This window comes from Heyndrickxia coagulans DSM 1 = ATCC 7050 (assembly GCF_000290615.1).
In the GTDB taxonomy this organism is placed as follows: Bacteria; Bacillota; Bacilli; order Bacillales; family Bacillaceae_C; genus Weizmannia; species Weizmannia coagulans.
This window is the reverse complement of record NZ_ALAS01000112.1, coordinates 17,612-33,909: the sequence shown is the minus strand read 5'-3', so window position 1 is coordinate 33,909 and position 16,298 is coordinate 17,612. Positions and strand designations below refer to the sequence as shown.

The 16,298-nt window shown below is 48.5% G+C and carries 15 protein-coding genes, 1 tRNA gene and 1 pseudogene; 15 read left to right on the top strand and 2 right to left on the bottom strand.

Annotation, left to right across the window (positions count from 1 at the left end):
• Positions 1–89: 89 nt before the first annotated feature.
• From IC21_RS16155 to IC21_RS05525, 8 genes and pseudogenes are all read left to right on the top strand, one after another.
• Positions 90–299: pseudogene (locus tag IC21_RS16155) on the top strand (zinc ribbon domain-containing protein); the annotation flags it as partial.
• 226 nt (positions 300–525) lie between these two features.
• Complete coding sequence (locus tag IC21_RS05565) at positions 526–1,026, top strand: GDYXXLXY domain-containing protein (RefSeq protein ID WP_234969530.1); 501 nt, start codon at positions 526–528, stop codon at positions 1,024–1,026.
• 362 nt (positions 1,027–1,388) lie between these two features.
• On the top strand, positions 1,389–1,841 hold the full coding sequence (locus IC21_RS05555; protein WP_013859856.1) for a MarR family winged helix-turn-helix transcriptional regulator: 453 nt from the start codon (positions 1,389–1,391) through the stop codon (positions 1,839–1,841).
• 10 nt (positions 1,842–1,851) lie between these two features.
• Positions 1,852–2,661, top strand: coding sequence for a glutamate racemase (gene racE / locus IC21_RS05550; protein ID WP_013859855.1), 810 nt, complete (start codon positions 1,852–1,854; stop codon positions 2,659–2,661).
• Between the two features lie 291 nt (positions 2,662–2,952).
• The gene (locus tag IC21_RS05540) at positions 2,953–3,993 is read left to right on the top strand and encodes a GerMN domain-containing protein (protein ID WP_019720892.1); all 1,041 of its coding nucleotides are present in this window, start codon (positions 2,953–2,955) and stop codon (positions 3,991–3,993) included.
• Between the two features lie 106 nt (positions 3,994–4,099).
• Positions 4,100–4,708: an XTP/dITP diphosphatase gene (locus IC21_RS05535; RefSeq protein ID WP_019720891.1), complete on the top strand. Its 609-nt coding sequence runs from the start codon at positions 4,100–4,102 to the stop codon at positions 4,706–4,708.
• Positions 4,705–5,214 (top strand): metallophosphoesterase family protein, encoded by a 510-nt coding sequence (locus IC21_RS05530; RefSeq protein WP_019720890.1) that lies wholly within the window; start codon positions 4,705–4,707, stop codon positions 5,212–5,214. The genes IC21_RS05535 and IC21_RS05530 overlap by 4 nt, the downstream gene beginning before the upstream one ends.
• Before the next feature lie 243 nt (positions 5,215–5,457).
• A tRNA-Arg gene (locus IC21_RS05525) sits at positions 5,458–5,531 on the top strand.
• Positions 5,532–5,613: 82 nt separating this feature from the next.
• On the opposite strand, the gene IC21_RS05520 is transcribed toward IC21_RS05525, so the two are convergent.
• Positions 5,614–5,910, bottom strand: a complete 297-nt coding sequence (locus IC21_RS05520) for a hypothetical protein (protein WP_013859847.1) — start codon at positions 5,908–5,910, stop codon at positions 5,614–5,616.
• A 135-nt stretch (positions 5,911–6,045) separates the two neighbouring features.
• On the opposite strand from IC21_RS05520, the gene IC21_RS05515 reads away from it, so the two are divergent.
• The 7 genes from IC21_RS05515 (at position 6,046) to yihA (ending at position 15,590) form a co-directional block, all read left to right on the top strand.
• Complete coding sequence (locus tag IC21_RS05515) at positions 6,046–6,489, top strand: YndM family protein (RefSeq protein ID WP_029142253.1); 444 nt, start codon at positions 6,046–6,048, stop codon at positions 6,487–6,489.
• Positions 6,490–6,628: 139 nt separating this feature from the next.
• Positions 6,629–7,621 (top strand): tetratricopeptide repeat protein, encoded by a 993-nt coding sequence (locus IC21_RS05510; protein ID WP_019720887.1) that lies wholly within the window; start codon positions 6,629–6,631, stop codon positions 7,619–7,621.
• A gap of 163 nt (positions 7,622–7,784) precedes the next feature.
• Complete coding sequence (gene tig / locus IC21_RS05505; RefSeq protein ID WP_017553805.1) at positions 7,785–9,071, top strand: trigger factor; 1,287 nt, start codon at positions 7,785–7,787, stop codon at positions 9,069–9,071.
• Between the two features lie 371 nt (positions 9,072–9,442).
• Entirely contained in the window at positions 9,443–10,711 is a 1,269-nt protein-coding gene (gene clpX / locus IC21_RS05500; protein ID WP_029142254.1) for an ATP-dependent protease ATP-binding subunit ClpX, read from the top strand.
• Between the two features lie 293 nt (positions 10,712–11,004).
• Positions 11,005–12,642 (top strand): ATP-dependent protease LonB, encoded by a 1,638-nt coding sequence (lonB, locus tag IC21_RS05495; RefSeq protein WP_029142255.1) that lies wholly within the window; start codon positions 11,005–11,007, stop codon positions 12,640–12,642.
• Positions 12,643–12,684: 42 nt separating this feature from the next.
• Positions 12,685–15,009: an endopeptidase La gene (gene lon, locus IC21_RS05490; RefSeq protein WP_029142256.1), complete on the top strand. Its 2,325-nt coding sequence runs from the start codon at positions 12,685–12,687 to the stop codon at positions 15,007–15,009.
• Positions 15,006–15,590 carry a ribosome biogenesis GTP-binding protein YihA/YsxC gene (gene yihA / locus IC21_RS05485; protein WP_017553800.1) on the top strand — a complete coding sequence of 195 codons (585 nt, stop codon included), beginning with the start codon at positions 15,006–15,008 and terminating at the stop codon, positions 15,588–15,590. Before lon ends, yihA begins: the two co-directional genes overlap by 4 nt.
• A 180-nt stretch (positions 15,591–15,770) precedes the next feature.
• Here the strand turns inward: yihA and IC21_RS05480 are convergent, their stop codons facing one another.
• On the bottom strand, positions 15,771–16,265 hold the full coding sequence (locus tag IC21_RS05480) for a LiaI-LiaF-like domain-containing protein (RefSeq protein ID WP_019720884.1): 495 nt from the start codon (positions 16,263–16,265) through the stop codon (positions 15,771–15,773).
• Between the last annotated feature and the right edge of the window lie 33 nt (positions 16,266–16,298).

Here is a 16,298-nt window from a genome sequence, read left to right as displayed (position 1 = left end):
GTCAAGCGACCAGCGATGTCATGAAAAATATGGCATGAGATCAAAATTAAATTTCACTTATTGGTGTCCAAAATATTGACTTAAATCCAGCGTATAAGCTAAAAGAACAGGGGAAACAACTTGTGAAAATTGATAAGTGGTTTCCCTCCACTAAGAAGTGTTCTTGTTGTGGTGCAGAAAAACCTGTGAAACTATCTGAACGCACCTACCGTTGTTCGTGCGGTTATGTGGCAGATCGCGACTATAATTCAGCAATCAATATCAAAAATGAGGGATTACGCTTATTCGCGTTATCATAAGTAACAAAACTCTTGGAACAAGAGGGTTAGCTCGGTCAGTTTTCGTTGGCTAGTAAAAGCAACGATAAGTCGAGAAGCCCCCACTTCAATCAAACCGTAAGGTTGATAAGTGGAGGGTAGTTCACCATACAGGCGGACGATGCTCTGCCGGCATTTTGTTTCCGGCTTTTCCCACATGAAAACATCCGCCAAAATACAGTACAATCGCATGAAAGGATGTGTGTTGATGCGGCTTGCTGCATTTGTTCCGATTGCCATTTTACTCGGGATGATTGTTCCGCCGTTATATACGGTTGCTGTCGGGGAACCGGTCAAATTGCGAATGGAGCCGGTGGACCCGACGGATGCCTTCAGGGGCGATTATATACAGGTGAATCTTGAAGCGGAAACGGTGCCGGAAAGCCGCCTGGACCGCAGTGCCATCGAGTATTTTGCGCGCCATAAAGGCGGGGAGCTGACCGTGTATGCCCTGCTTAAAAAAGATGAGGCAGGCATCTGCCATGTGAAAACCGTATCCGCCGAAAAGCCGCGGGGCGGAATATATTTAAAAGGGAAAGCTTGGGAAGACGGCGATCAAAAAGTGTATATTGATTATCATCTTGACAAATTTTTTGTGCCCCAGCATGCCGGAAAAGAAATCGAGCAGGCGGCAACAAAAGGGCGCGCTGTAGCAGTGGTGAAAATTTACCGCGGCCGTGCCGTTATCACGAATCTCGTAACCGAGTGACGGCTACCCGGCCGAATGCCTGCCGCATGTTTTTTCGCCCATAAAGGAAATGCCGGGTGAAAAATTCCCCTGTATCCGCACCCGGTGCACGTTCCATCAAGCGCCATTGGCTTGGAACCGCAGCGTGCCGTTTTATTTTACAAAAAATGGAAGGCCGGAAGCTTATTCAATATGCAAATTTTGCCCGGACAGTGTTTTCACAACCGTGCACCGGGCCGCTTTTCCTTCCGCAGCTTTACTTGGAAAGCAATGGAACGAAAGCCTATGTGAAACTCTTTCTTGAAATTTCGGGTGAAAAGGGTCAAAATAGCTTATAGTAAAACAGTCATCACCGTATTTTTGAGAGAGGGGCCGCTTTGGACATGGAACAGCAACCATACATACATGATCCGGAAGTTGTGGCACAGATTGAAAAAGATTTGCGTTACATATCCGGCATTGTCAAGCAAAAGGGCCGTGAATTATTAAGCGATTATAAAATTACGCCGCCGCAGTTTCTGGCGCTTCAATGGCTTTTTGAAGAAGGCGACATGACGATCGGGGAACTGTCGAACCGGATGTATCTGGCTTTCAGCACAACGACGGACCTGATTGACCGGATGGAAAAAAATGAACTCGTCAGGCGCGTAAAAGATCCGCATGACCGGCGGGTTGTCCGCATTCATTTACTGGAAAAAGGGCGGGTATTAATCGGCGAAGTGATCCGGAAACGGCAAGCTTACCTGCAGGGTGTGCTGAGCCATTTTTCACCGGATGAGCTGGTCAAATTAAAAAGCAACTTGCTGCAGTTGCATCAGGAAATGAAGACAGAATGAGGCGAGAAGTTTGAATGCACCAATAGGCGTGATTGATTCGGGGGTTGGCGGCCTGACCGTGGCAAAGGAAATGATGCGCCAGCTTCCGAATGAGACCATTTATTATGTGGGCGACACAGCACGATGCCCGTACGGACCGCGGCCGGTGGAAGAAGTCAAAAAATTCACCTGGCAGATGATCCGTTTTCTGATGGACAAACAAATTAAAATGCTGGTCATCGCCTGCAATACGGCTACGGCAGTGATTTTGGACGAAGTCAGGGAAGAGCTGAAGATTCCGGTTCTCGGCGTCATTTATCCCGGCGCGCGGGCCGCTTTAAAACATACAAAAAATTTCCGGATCGGCGTGCTCGGCACGGTCGGCACGATTAAAAGCCAGGCGTATGAACGGGCGTTAAAAAGTATCAATAAAAAAGTCAGGATTACAGCGCTTGCCTGCCCGAAATTTGTCCCGCTTGTGGAAAGCGGCCAGTACAACAGCCCGATTGCCAAAAAAATTGTCGCCGAAACCTTGTATCCGATCCAAAATTGCGGCATTGACACAGTCATTCTCGGGTGTACCCATTATCCGCTCCTCGGGCCGATTATCAAAAACGTGATGGGCGCGGGCGTTTCGGTCATCAGTTCCGGGGAGGAAACCGCGCGCGAAGTAAGCACGCTTCTTTACTTCCACGACCTTTTTAATATGGAAGACACGCGGCAGAAGCACCGCTTTTACACCACCGGCTCGAGCAAAATATTTGCCGCGCTTGCATCAGACTGGCTTGAACAGGATATTACTTGTGTGGAAACCATTCAATTGGGGGAGACGCTCTCCTGATTGGATGGTTTTTTGTTTTGCCTTAGCCCAAGTCCGCATAGAAACGGCAATGGCCGACATGGTTGCGGATTTTGTTAAACAGATGTTTTTAAACATTAATATTTCGTGCATATCAAGCGTTTCATGGACGCCCAGTGTCTGGTCCAAATCAATCTCTCCTGTTCAGCTGTATTTTTATTATGGAAAAGCGTGCCGTTTTTATTCTGCCCCGGAAATTTTTGCATGTCCGGTCTAAATTTGCGGAAAGCCAGTATACATAGTAGTACAAACAGTCTTCGGGAGGGGAAAGGGATGGCAAAAAAGATAAAGGCAGCCGGCAAGTTTGCCCTGGCGCTTGCGGCATGCGGCATCTGGATCTCGGGTTGCAGCCTGCTGCCTGAGAAGCAGCCGGAAAAAATCGATCCGCATCAAAGTGTTTCTGTAAAAGATGGGACCAAACAAACCGCAACAGCAAAGAAAGGGCAGGTGCTGACAGAACTGTATTTGATTGACAAAAATGGTTATGTCGTTCCGCAAACGATCGCCTTGCCTGAAAGCAAAAGCATTGCAAAACAGGCACTGGAATACCTCGTGCAGGACGGCCCGGTTTCCAATTTGCTGCCGAACGGCTTCCGCGCGGTGCTTCCTGCGAATACGCAGTTGTCGGTAGATGTGAAAGACGGTTTGGCGACGGTCGATTTTTCGGGGGATTTTAAAGACTATCAAGCGCACGATGAACAAAAAATATTGGAATCGGTCACATGGACGCTGACCCAGTTCGACTCCATTCAAAAAGTCTCGCTTAAAATGAACGGCAAAAAACTGAAGGCGATGCCGGTTGCAGGGACACCGGTAAGCCCGGGCGGTTTGACAAGGGAAGCAGGCATCAATACAGATACAAAGTATGTTGCCGATATTACAAATACCCATCCGGTCACCGTTTATTATTTGGCGGAAACAGGCGGACAAAGCTATTATGTGCCGGTAACAAAGCGTGTTGCGAACAGCAGCAAGGACGATGTGGCAGCAGCGGTTGAAGAACTGGTCAAAGGTCCTTCCCCGGGTTCCCATCTTGTGTCCGGATTCATGGACGATGTCAAACTGAAGAAACAGCCGGAAATTGCAAACGGGAAAGTGACGCTTGATTTTAATAAAGAAATTTTAGGGAGCCTCGATAAAAAGATGATCTCAAACGAAGTGCTGGAGCCGCTCGTCCTGACGCTGACAGAGCAAAAAGGGATTAAAAGCGTTGCAGTCGAAGTGGACGGCAGTACAAAGGTTGTTACGGAAGACGGAAAATCGGTTTCAGAACCGGTGACAAGGCCGGAAAAAGTCAACACGGGTAGTTTTTAGCATCGTTTTTTTGTTATACTATAGAATATGAGACAAAAGGGGTAGCCAGACTACCTCTTATTTGTATCGTGCATACATACTACATTTCCGGTAAAGGGGGAGAAAATTGGCGGCTGTTTTAATTGCAACAAAAAACAAAGGCAAAGCAAAAGAATTTGCAGCTTTATTTTCCCGGTTCGGGCTCGAGGTTAAAACGCTTTTGGATATGGAAGGCGCACCGGACGTAGAGGAAACGGGGAAAACGTTTGAAGAAAATGCGATTTTAAAAGCGGAAGCGGCGGCCAATGCATACGGCATGATGGCGATTGCCGATGATTCGGGGCTTATGATCGATGCGCTTGGCGGCAGGCCGGGGGTTTTTTCTGCACGCTACGCAGGGAAAGAGAAAAATGATGAGGCAAACATCGATAAGGTGCTTTCCGAGCTTGAAGGGGTACCGAATGAAAAACGTACAGCTTCTTTCTATTGTGCACTTGCGGTTGCGCGCCCCGGAAAAGAAACATTTACGGTTTCCGGAACGCTTCAGGGAAGGATCACGCGGGAAAGGATCGGAGAGAACGGATTCGGGTACGATCCCATTTTTATGCTTTCGTCCGGAAAAACGCTTGCCCAGCTTTCTGCCGAAGAAAAAAATAAAATCAGCCACCGTGCCCATGCACTGGCGAAACTTTCGGATGCACTGTATTCGATTTTAGGGGAGGAAGGCAAAAAATGAAACTGCTGATTGCAAGTGACAGCCACGGACTTACGGAAGAGCTGCTCGAGCTTAAACGGCGGTACGTTGGGGAAATGGACGCGATGATCCATTGCGGCGATTCGGAGTTGCGTGCGGACGAGGAGGCCATCCGGGACTTTTTAACCGTGCGCGGCAATTGCGATTATGAGCGGAAATTTCCGCTTGATATCACGAAAGAAATTGGGGACAGCAAAATATTTGTCACCCACGGCCACCATTATAATGTAAAAATGACCCTGTTGAATTTGTCTTATAAAGCAAAAGAAGTGGGGGCGGATTTTGTTTTTTTCGGGCACTCCCATATTCTCGGTGCCGAGCTGATTGAAAATACTCTTTTCCTGAATCCCGGCAGCCTTTTGATGCCAAGGGGCAGGACGGAACGGACGTATGCGATTGTGGAGAAAAACGGAAATACGATCCGTGTTTCATTTTATACGGACAAGCACCGCGAACTTGAGGATTTACGCCAGGAATTCTCGTTATGACGCCGGGAACTCCGGCTGCAGAGCAAGGCGGGTACGAAGCCGGGCCAATCCGGTTGCGGAAACCGCTGCCTGCTGCTGCACCCGCCCGTTGCAGGAAAAAATCGTGTTTTTTTCAAATTCATGATTGACATTTGCCCACCTGCTGATTAAAATGAAATATGTTCGTAACAAACCTTATAAGGTTTGTTTTCAAGTGATTTTTGATTGAAATGGAAAATATTTGACAACAAACCATTTTAAAGTGTCCCAGTAGCTCAGCAGGATAGAGCATCGGCCTTCTAAGCCGCAGGTCGGGGGTTCGAATCCCTCCTGGGACGTAGCGTATAACCGCAAAAAGGCCGGGCAGTAGGGATTTTCCCTTGTTGCCCGGCCTTTTGTGTAAAATGGCGGAAAGAGCAGTTATGATTTTTGCCCTTCTTTTTCCAGTTCTTTCATTTCTTTATGGGTTTGCGGAAATCCGTTTGCGATCCATTCGGAACGGTATGTGGAGTCCAGCTGTGTAAGTCCTTTTTCTTCCGGCACTTTGTCTGCATCCACACTTTCCATCCGGTCGATTTTTTTGCTGTTTCTCATATCCGTGTCTTCCCAAGTTTCAGCCGAATCTTTTTGCCGTTTGTTGCAAGCGGCCATGGCCAGCACGGCTACCCCGGCGGAAAGCAAAGTGCCTGAAATCAGATTCATCGTTGACCTTTTCATCGAATCCCTCCGTCATGTGTAGACTTGTTATAGCTTTACCCCTTTTTTCTTCTTTTAAATCATCACAATATGTTTCAATCCTTTTTCATTTGGACAAACTATAAGTAAAACTGCCTGTTTAAGGGAGGAACTGGAATGCGGAATGCAATGGTTTTACTGGCAAAATTTATCACGTGCATCGTCGCTTTTGCGGTTGCGCTTGACTTCTTTTTCTATGCGACGATCACAGATATTTTATCGTTCAGCCTGCTTGTAACAATTGTGTCTTATGTTGTCGGGGATGTGCTCCTTTTACCGCGCATCGGGAACTGGAAAGCAACAGTTGTCGACTTTTTGCTTGTTTATGCCAGTGTCTGGATTTTCGGGAACGTGGTGCTTGACAATTATTTGCAAATTGCATGGGGCAGCATCATTGCCGCCTGCCTGATTTCGGCTGCGGAAGTATTCGTGCACAGGTTTTTGCAACATGATGCCCCAAGCGGCGAAAAAACGGCAAAAAGGCAAAACCAGCGCCTTGCTTACGGCACGGAAATGGCTGAGGAAGAGGACATTCACGATATCAGGCCGGATAAGAAATAAGCAAGCCGGACACGGAAGCTTTATGGCTTTCTGTGTTTGGCTTTTTTCATAATGGAAAGCCCCCCGGCAGTATAATCCCTTTGCAAAAAAACCGGTTCATGCTACACTAGTGACGATCTAAAAAAAGGCGGAATGGACAATGAAAAACGGAAAAAGCAATGTGGTGCCGTTCCCTCGTCTGAAAGAACGCCTCTTGGAGCGGGGACTCGAATCCATCAGCCAAAAAGAATATAAAGAAGCTGCCGCGCTGCTTCGCCAGGCACGCCGGCTTGACCATGACGATGGGGAGATCGGGACCGCCTACATGATTGCACTCTATGAAGCCGGCGATTATGAAAGAGCGAAAGAACAGGGCAGGCAAATGCTTCGTGAAGGAACCGGCGATTACTTCGAAATTCTCGATCTGTTTCTCATGATTCTTGTGCAGCTCGGTGAACATGAAGAAATCAGCAGCACCCTGCATGCCCTGCTGGAAGAAAAAGAAGCCCCGCCGGACAAGCTGGACCATTATGAAAAACTGCTCGCTTTCAGTGAAAAGCGGATGCAGATGCCAAAACCGGAACAGGAGCCCGGGCAGACAGGCCGCAAACTTTTTGAAACCGAGAACCAGGAAGAACAAATCTTGCGGGTTTCGCATCTGGTGCATGAAAATATACGCCCGTATCTCGATGAAATCCGGGCGTATATCCGGGATCCGGACGAACATCCGTTTATCCAGACCCTTTTGCTGAATGTTTTAAAAGAACAGGGGATCACGGATGAATTCGAAGTGCAAAAACTCGGCAAGGCTGGCGCCGTAAATCCCGCGCATCTTTTGCCGATTTTTGAAACGCAGCTGTACAATCTTTTGATTACGCGGCTTTCAAGGGATGTCGAACAAAAAAATCCGACCCTTTTTGCCCAAGTTAAAACGGTTTTGGATCGGCACTTTTTCCTGCTGTATCCGTTTGAACCGGAGCCGGAAGATCCCTCGCTGTGGGCGGCTGCCTATTACAGCATGGGCCTGAAGCTTTTCGGGCAGGAAGCGTATTTGGATAAAATCGCGATGTACTATTCGGTGGAGCCGGATGCGCTGCTTGAGGCCGTCCGCTATCTCGAAAGCCTTGAGGAAATTTCTTTGCCGAATCTGTAGGCTCATCATTGAAAGACAAAAAAGCTGTGTTATAATTAAATGGTTGTAAACTGTCTTTTTTCAATCCGTATTTGAAAAAAGCAATAGACAAGGGAATCAGGAAACAGACCCGGTCTATTTCCTATTATTACATTATTATTTATAGATTGTTGGAGGGAAAGGTATGTCAGCAAAATGGGAAAAAACTGAAGGAAACCAGGGGATCCTGACAGTTGAAGTAGATGCTGAAACGGTTGATAAAAGTCTGGATAAAGCCTTCAAAAAAGTAGTAAAACAAATCAATGTCCCGGGTTTCCGGAAGGGGAAAATCCCGCGTCCTTTATTTGAAAAACGTTTCGGTGTGGAATCTCTTTACCAGGATGCACTGGATATGATCGTGCCTGGCGAATACGAAAAAGCGATCGAAGAAACCGGCATTGAACCGGTCGATACGCCGAATATTGATGTCGAACAAATGGAAAAAGGCAAACCGTTAATCTTTAAAGCGACTGTTACCGTGAAACCGGAAGTAAAACTTGGCGAATACAAAGGCCTTGAAGTCGAAAAACCGGATACAGAAGTAACGGACGAAGACGTGGAAGAAGAATTGAAGAAACTGCAGGAACGCCTTGCCGAACTCGTGATCAAGGAAGACGGCGAAGCGGAAATGGGCGACACGGTTGTCATCGACTTCGAAGGATTCGTTGACGGCGAAGCGTTCGAAGGCGGATCTGCGGAAAACTATTCGCTTGAACTTGGGTCGGGCAACTTCATCCCGGGTTTTGAAGAACAATTAGTAGGCGTAAAAACCGGCGATGAAAAAGAAATCGAAGTCACTTTCCCGGAAGAATACCATGCTAGTGAACTTGCAGGCAAAAAAGCTGTTTTCAAGGTAAAAGTCCATGAAATCAAAGCGAAACACCTGCCTGAACTGGATGATGAATTCGCGCAGGATGCGGATGACGAAGTGGAAACGCTGGATGCATTAAAAGAAAAAATCAAAAAAGACTTAAAAGAATCGAAAGAACATGCGGCAAAACACGCGGTTGAAGATGCAGTGGTCGAAAAAGCAGCGGAAAATGCGGAAATGGACATTCCGGAAGCGATGATCAATACGGAATTGAACCGCATGCTGCAAGAATTCGAACAAAACCTGAGTGCCCAGGGGCTGAACCTTGAACTTTACTATCAGTTCTCCGGCCAGAATGAAGAAGCGCTCCGCAATCAGATGAAAGAAGATGCGGAAAAACGCGTCCGCTTTAATCTGACGCTTGAAGCGATTGCCAATGCGGAAAAGCTTGAAGTATCCGATGAAGAAGTGGATGAAGAACTGAAACGCATGTCCGAAATGTACGGCATGCCCGTTGAAGATATCAGGCGGGTGCTCGGTTCTACGGATGGCATCAAAGCCGATCTGAAAGCGCGCAAAGCGATCGATTTTCTTGTGCAAAACAGCAAAACTGTTGCATAATATAAATAGAAATACAAGGCACGGCACTGGCTCGTGTCTTGTTTTCTAACCTGCGGGCTGTGCCAAAAAAAAAATACATAGAAGCCTATACTGTAAGAGAAGCGCACCAGAAACTTAGCGGTGCAATTTTTCAGGATGGAGAAGAATATTTGTCTGGTTTTTGGGAAAATCTGGAGTAGACAGGAATTTTACATATGCATGGAGAATGATATAAGCAGTTTATTTCCTGCCACCATAGTTTTGTGATACAATCCATATACAAATCACAGCAAAAGGGGTTTGTATAATGGTAAGCGGGAGTCATGAAGGGTCCCTGTTATTTCAGGAACTGCCAATGGAGTGGAAGAAGTACAATATAAGGGGTGAATGGAATGTTCAAATTCAGCGATGAAAAACAGCAGTTAAAATGTTCTTTCTGCGGAAAATCGCAGGACCAGGTGCGAAAATTGGTCGCTGGTCCGGGTGTGTATATATGTGATGAATGCATTGAATTGTGCACGGAAATTGTTGAAGAGGAATTTGGCACGGAAGAAGAAGTGGAATTCAAAGACATTCCGAAACCGCATGAAATCCGTGAAATTCTTGCGGAATATGTAATCGGCCAGGAACAGGCGAAAAAATCGCTTGCGGTTGCCGTATATAACCATTATAAACGGATTAATTCCAACAGCAAAATTGATGAAGTAGAGCTGGCAAAAAGCAATATTTGCTTAATCGGGCCGACGGGGAGCGGGAAAACGTTGCTTGCGCAAACGCTGGCACGCATTTTGAATGTGCCGTTTGCGATTGCCGATGCCACATCGCTGACGGAAGCCGGCTATGTTGGAGAAGACGTCGAAAATATTTTGTTAAAGCTGATCCAGGCGGCTGATTATGATGTGGAAAAAGCGGAAAAAGGCATCATCTATATTGATGAGATTGATAAAATTGCCCGTAAATCGGAAAACCCTTCGATTACGCGCGATGTTTCCGGTGAAGGCGTGCAGCAGGCGCTCCTGAAAATTTTGGAAGGCACGGTTGCGAGCGTTCCGCCTCAAGGAGGGCGCAAACATCCGCACCAGGAATTTATCCAGATTGACACAACCAATATTCTGTTTATTTGCGGCGGTGCGTTTGACGGCATCGACCAGATCATTAAACGCCGCCTCGGCAAAAAAGTGATCGGTTTCGGCACCGATTTAAAAAATGACGAACTCGATGAAAAATCGCTCCTGAAGCAGGTACTGCCGGAAGATTTGCTTTCTTTCGGGCTGATTCCGGAATTCATCGGCCGCCTTCCGGTCATTGCCACTTTGGAACAATTGGACGAAGAGGCATTGATTAAAATTTTGACCGAACCGAAAAATGCGCTGGTCAAGCAGTATAAAAAAATGTTGGAACTCGACCATGTAGAATTGGAATTCGAACAGGATGCGCTGAAGGAAATCGCGAAAAAAGCGATCGAAAGAAAAACGGGTGCACGCGGCCTGCGTTCCATTATTGAAGGCATTATGCTCGATGTGATGTTCGACTTGCCGTCCCGGGAAGATATTAAAAAATGTATTGTCACAAAAGAATCCGTCCTGGACAAAGAATTCCCGCGACTTGTGCTGAAAGACGGCACAGTCATTGAAGGCAGCGACCAGACAAAATCGGCATAAATAAAACGGAGCCGGGCTGCCCGCCGGCAATCCGGCGTGAACATTCTTTTTGAGCAGGAACCGGCCTCCGGCAGCAGGGGCAAATATTCTCGGTATTGGCACAGCGCCGGCAAAATGAAAAGCGAAGCAGAATAAAGAAGCAAAGGGCGAGCGGTGCGCTTGCCCTTTTTTCTTCCACTTACCCGTTCCCGGTTTTCAGAAATCCCCGTTTATTCCCTCCGGCAGCCGGAGATACTAGGTAAATAAGGAAGCGGCATGATCAGGCTGCAACTGAAATGCTTGGAGGGAATAGGATGAATTGGACGGGGATTGCCTTATTGATCCAGTTATTTTTCGGGGTCATAATCGGGCTTTACTTTTGGAACTTGTTAAAAAGCCAAAAAACACAAAAAATGACGATAGACAGGGAATCGAAAAAAGAAATGGAACAGTTGCGGAAACTGCGGGAAATTTCTTTATCTGTGCCGCTTTCGGAACGCGTCCGCCCGGTAGCGTTCGCGGATATTGTGGGCCAGGAAGACGGCATTAAAGCGCTGCGGGCGGCGCTTTGCGGCCCGAACCCGCAACACTGTATCATTTACGGGCCGCCCGGTGTCGGCAAAACGGCAGCGGCCCGGCTTGTGCTTGAGGAAGCCAAAAAAAATCCGAAATCCCCTTTTCAACACGACGCTGTTTTTGTTGAACTGGATGCCACAACAGCCCGCTTTGATGAGAGGGGCATTGCCGATCCTTTAATCGGTTCCGTTCACGACCCGATCTACCAGGGGGCGGGCGCCATGGGTCAGGCCGGCATCCCGCAGCCGAAGCAGGGTGCGGTCACCTCTGCCCACGGCGGCGTCCTGTTTATTGATGAAATCGGGGAATTGCACCCGGTTCAAATGAATAAATTATTGAAAGTACTGGAAGACAGGAAAGTTTTTTTGGAAAGTGCGTATTACAATCCTGAAAACCGGGAAATTCCGCATCATATCCATGATATTTTCCAAAACGGGCTGCCTGCGGATTTCCGGCTGATCGGCGCAACGACCAGAACGCCGAACGAAATTCCGCCGGCCATCCGTTCGCGCTGCATGGAAGTGTTTTTTCGCGAACTTGACCGCAGCGAAATTAAACAGGTTGCAAAAAAGGCAGCTGATAAAATCCATATGGCAATCAGCGAAAACGGCCTGGACATTTTGGCGCAATATACCCAAAACGGCAGGGAAGCGGTCAATATGGTGCAAATTGCTGCAGGACTTGCGATCCAGGAAGGACAGGATTTTATCCGGGAGCAGGACCTGGAATGGGTGGCAACAGCCAGCCAGTTGTCGCCGCGCTATGAGAAAAGGGCCCCTGAACAGCCGGCGGCCGGCCTTGTCAACGGGCTTGCCGTAACCGGGCCGAACACAGGGATACTTCTTGAAATTGAAGTGGCGGCCATTCCGGCAAAAGAAAAGGGCAGCGTCAACATTACCGGGATTGTGGACGAAGAGAGCATCGGCGGCGAAGGGAAATCGGTCCGCAGAAAAAGCATGGCGAGAGGTTCCGCCGAAAACGTCATTACCGTTTTACGGACGATGGGTGTGCCCGCTGACCAGTATGACCTCCATGTCAATTTTCCGGGCGGGATTCCGGTTGACGGCCCTTCCGCCGGGATTGCGATGGCATGCGGCATTTATTCCGCCATTTATAAAATTCCTGTTGACCAGACAGCAGCCATGACAGGGGAAATCAGCCTGCACGGCAAGGTCAAACCGGTCGGCGGCGTGTATGCCAAAATAAAAGCAGCAAAACAGGCAGGCGCCAAAACGGTGATCATTCCTGCCGAAAACATGCAGGCCTCATTCAAGGAAATCACCGGCATTGCGATCGTTCCGGTCCGGCAGCTTGAAGAAGTCCTGGATATCGCATTAAAGAAACATTTTAACGACAATGCGCTCATAGGGGGTTAATGGACAGGCCCCCTAAAGACGTATCAAGATAGGGGTGCTGAGATGACAACACAATCCGCATACACAGTTCCTTTGCTTCCTTTACGGGGGATTCTTGTGTATCCATCGATGGTTTTGCACTTGGACGTCGGCCGGGACTACTCTGTACAGGCCCTTGAAAACGCCATGATGCATGGCAGCGAAGTTTTCATGACGACACAAAAAGACGTTTCCATCGAAGAACCAAAACAGGAAGATTTATACCAAACCGGAACGCTCACAAAAGTGAACCAGATGATGAAACTGCAGAACGGGACCATCCGCGTGCTCGTGGAAGGCGTGCGGCGCGCAAAAATTGTATCTTTTGAAGATGAAGGCACCTTCTATTCCGTCGAAGTCGAAACATTTGATGAGCGGTTTCTGCCGGATGCAGAAACGGAAGCGTTGATGCGCACGATGCTCGAATTTTTCAATCAGTACATCAGCCAGTCGAAAAAAATTTCGGGTGAAACCTTCCAGGCGGTCTCCGATATGGAAGACGGGGGCAAGGCGGCCGATATTATCGCATCCCATTTGCCGCTCCGCCTTCCGCAAAAGCAGGACATTCTCGAAACGATTGACATAAAAGAAAGAATTCGAAAGCTGATCGGGCTGATCAAAAATGAACAGGAAATTTTGCAGCTTGAAAAAGAAATCAGCCAGCAAGTGAAAAAGTCGATGGAGCGGACGCAAAAAGAATATTATTTGCGGGAACAAATGAAAGCCATCCAGAAAGAACTCGGGGATAAAGAAGGCAAAACGGCGGAAGTGCATGAGCTGCGCGAAAAAATTCTGAATGCCGGCATGCCCGAGCATGTGGCCAATACCGCGTTCAAAGAATTGGACCGGTATGAAAAAATTCCGGCCGCTTCGTCTGAAAGCGCGGTGATCCGCAATTATTTGGACTGGCTGATCACGCTCCCGTGGTCGAACGCTACAGAAGATGACCTCAACGTCGCAAAAGCGGAAAAGATTTTGAACGAAGACCACTACGGCCTTGAAAAAGTGAAGGAGCGCGTCCTTGAATACCTGGCGGTGCAGCAGCTGACCCGGTCGATCAAGGGGCCGATCCTTTGCCTTGCCGGGCCTCCGGGTGTCGGGAAAACGAGCCTGGCACGGTCAATTGCAAAATCTTTGGGCAGAAAATTTGTCCGCGTTTCGCTCGGCGGCGTGAGGGACGAATCGGAAATCCGCGGCCACCGCAGAACATATGTCGGCGCAATGCCGGGGCGGATCATCCAGGGCATGAAAAAAGCCGGCACGATAAATCCGGTTTTTTTGCTCGATGAAATCGATAAAATGGCCAGCGACTTTCGCGGCGACCCCTCAGCAGCGATGCTTGAGGTGCTTGATCCGGAACAGAACCATGCGTTCAGCGACCATTTTATTGAAGAGCCGTATGATTTGTCGAAAGTGATGTTCATTGCAACGGCCAACGATCTGTCTGCAGTTCCCGGCCCTTTGCGCGACCGGATGGAAATCATTTCGATCTCCGGCTATACGGAATTGGAAAAAATTGAAATTGCCAAGTCCCATCTGCTCCCTAAGCAAATAAAAGAAAACGGGCTTGCCCGCAATCAGCTGAGGGTGGATGCGGAGGCTCTCCGCCTGGTCGTGCGCCGCTATACGCGCGAAGCAGGCGTGCGCGGACTGGAACGGAGATTGGCCGAAGTTTGCAGGAAAACGGCGAAAGTCATTGTATCCGGGAAAAGAAAACGGGTCACGGTCTCAGCAAAAAATATCGTTGACTTTCTGGGAAAGCCGCTTTACCATTACGGGCAGGCCGAAATGGAAGACCAGGTTGGCGTGGCGACCGGGCTTGCCTACACGACCGTCGGCGGCGATACACTTCAGATCGAAGTGTCGCTTTCACCGGGGAAAGGAAAGCTGGTCCTGACCGGAAAACTTGGGGATGTGATGAAAGAGTCCGCCCAGACCGCCTTCAGTTTTGTCCGCTCCAAAGCGGAAACACTCGGGCTTGCGCCGGATTTCCATGAAAAGTATGATATTCATATCCACGTTCCGGAAGGCGCTGTGCCGAAGGACGGCCCTTCTGCCGGGATCACGATTGCAACCGCCCTGATTTCCGCACTGACGAAGCATGCCGTGCATAAGGAAGTCGGGATGACAGGCGAAATCACCCTGCGCGGCAGAGTACTCCCGATCGGCGGATTGAAGGAAAAATCGCTCGGCGCACATAGAGCGGGGCTGAAAAAAATTATTATTCCGAAAGAAAATGAGAGAGATTTGGATGACATTCCGGAAAGCGTGCGCGGGGATCTCCATTTTTACCCGGTCACGCATATGGATGAAGTCATTGAAATTGCCATTGCAGGTGAGGAGAAATGAAAGTAACGGAGGCAGAACTGGTCATCAGCGCGGTGCGGCAGGAGCAATATCCGGAAGGGCATTTGCCGGAAATTGCGCTTGCCGGCCGGTCAAATGTGGGAAAGTCTTCCTTTATTAATAAAATGATCAACCGCAAAGCCCTTGCCCGGACCTCTTCCAAGCCGGGGAAAACCCAGACGCTGAACTTTTACAAAATCGAAAACAAATTGTACTTTGTCGACGTTCCCGGCTACGGGTTTGCGAAGGTGTCGAAAAAAGAACGGGAAAAATGGGGCCAGATGATTGAGGCGTACATGACATCAAGAAAACAGCTGAAGACGGTCGTGCTCATTGTGGATGTCCGGCATCCGCCGACAAACGACGACTGCCTGATGTACAATTTTTTAAAGTACTACAAAATCCCGTGTATCATCGTGGCCACAAAAGCCGATAAAATCCCGAAAGGCAAATGGGCATCCCATTTGAAAACGGCAAAAGAAACGCTGAATCTGGAAAAAGAAGACGAAATCATTTTATTTTCATCTGAAACAGGAGAGGGGAAGGACAAAGTGTGGGCTTCCCTGATGGAAAGAATCAAGTGAATAAAAGCCCGGGGCCAGCATGTGGGCGCCGGGCTTTTCTGCAGGCTTCGGGACCGCATCCGAAATAGTATTTATTCAGCCGGGCTTGTAGCGGCCCGTCCCCGGAATTTGCCGGTGGGAATCGCCTGGCCGTTTTTTCGGGCGCACGGGCTGTTTGAATGCCCGGCTTTTACGGGCGGGTTATTTCCGCCCCCTTCTTTTCGCAAACAGCAGGTAGACGCCGATAACGACAAGCACGGCCGGCCAGAAATTGATCAGGGAAGAAACATTGTTCTCGACAAGGCCGAACCACCCCATCACTTTATCGGAAAACAGGAGCAGGATGGACAGCACGAGAAACAGCAGGCCGTAAAACGTGCCATCCCCAGTTTTTTGCGAACGGAGCAAAAAACCGATGGCAATGATGAGAACAAAGACCCCGATATTGTCCGGCCAAATTGCGATTTTGCCGGCAAGGTGGAAGTGGAGGCCGAACCCGACGAGAATGACCCCCGGCAAAATCGATTCCTCGTCCCGGCCCCAGTAGCCTTCGCCTAAAAAAGCGAGCCCGACAATGATCAACAGCGTCGGCCATGTAAAGTAATCCTTCATGCCGGTAAGGTCAAAACGCTGCAAATAAAAATACAGGCCGAACCCGATCAGGATAATGGCGGAAAAAATTTTGCGGCTTTTCAATGGGACACACTTCTTTCCTTCAATCTAGTTGCT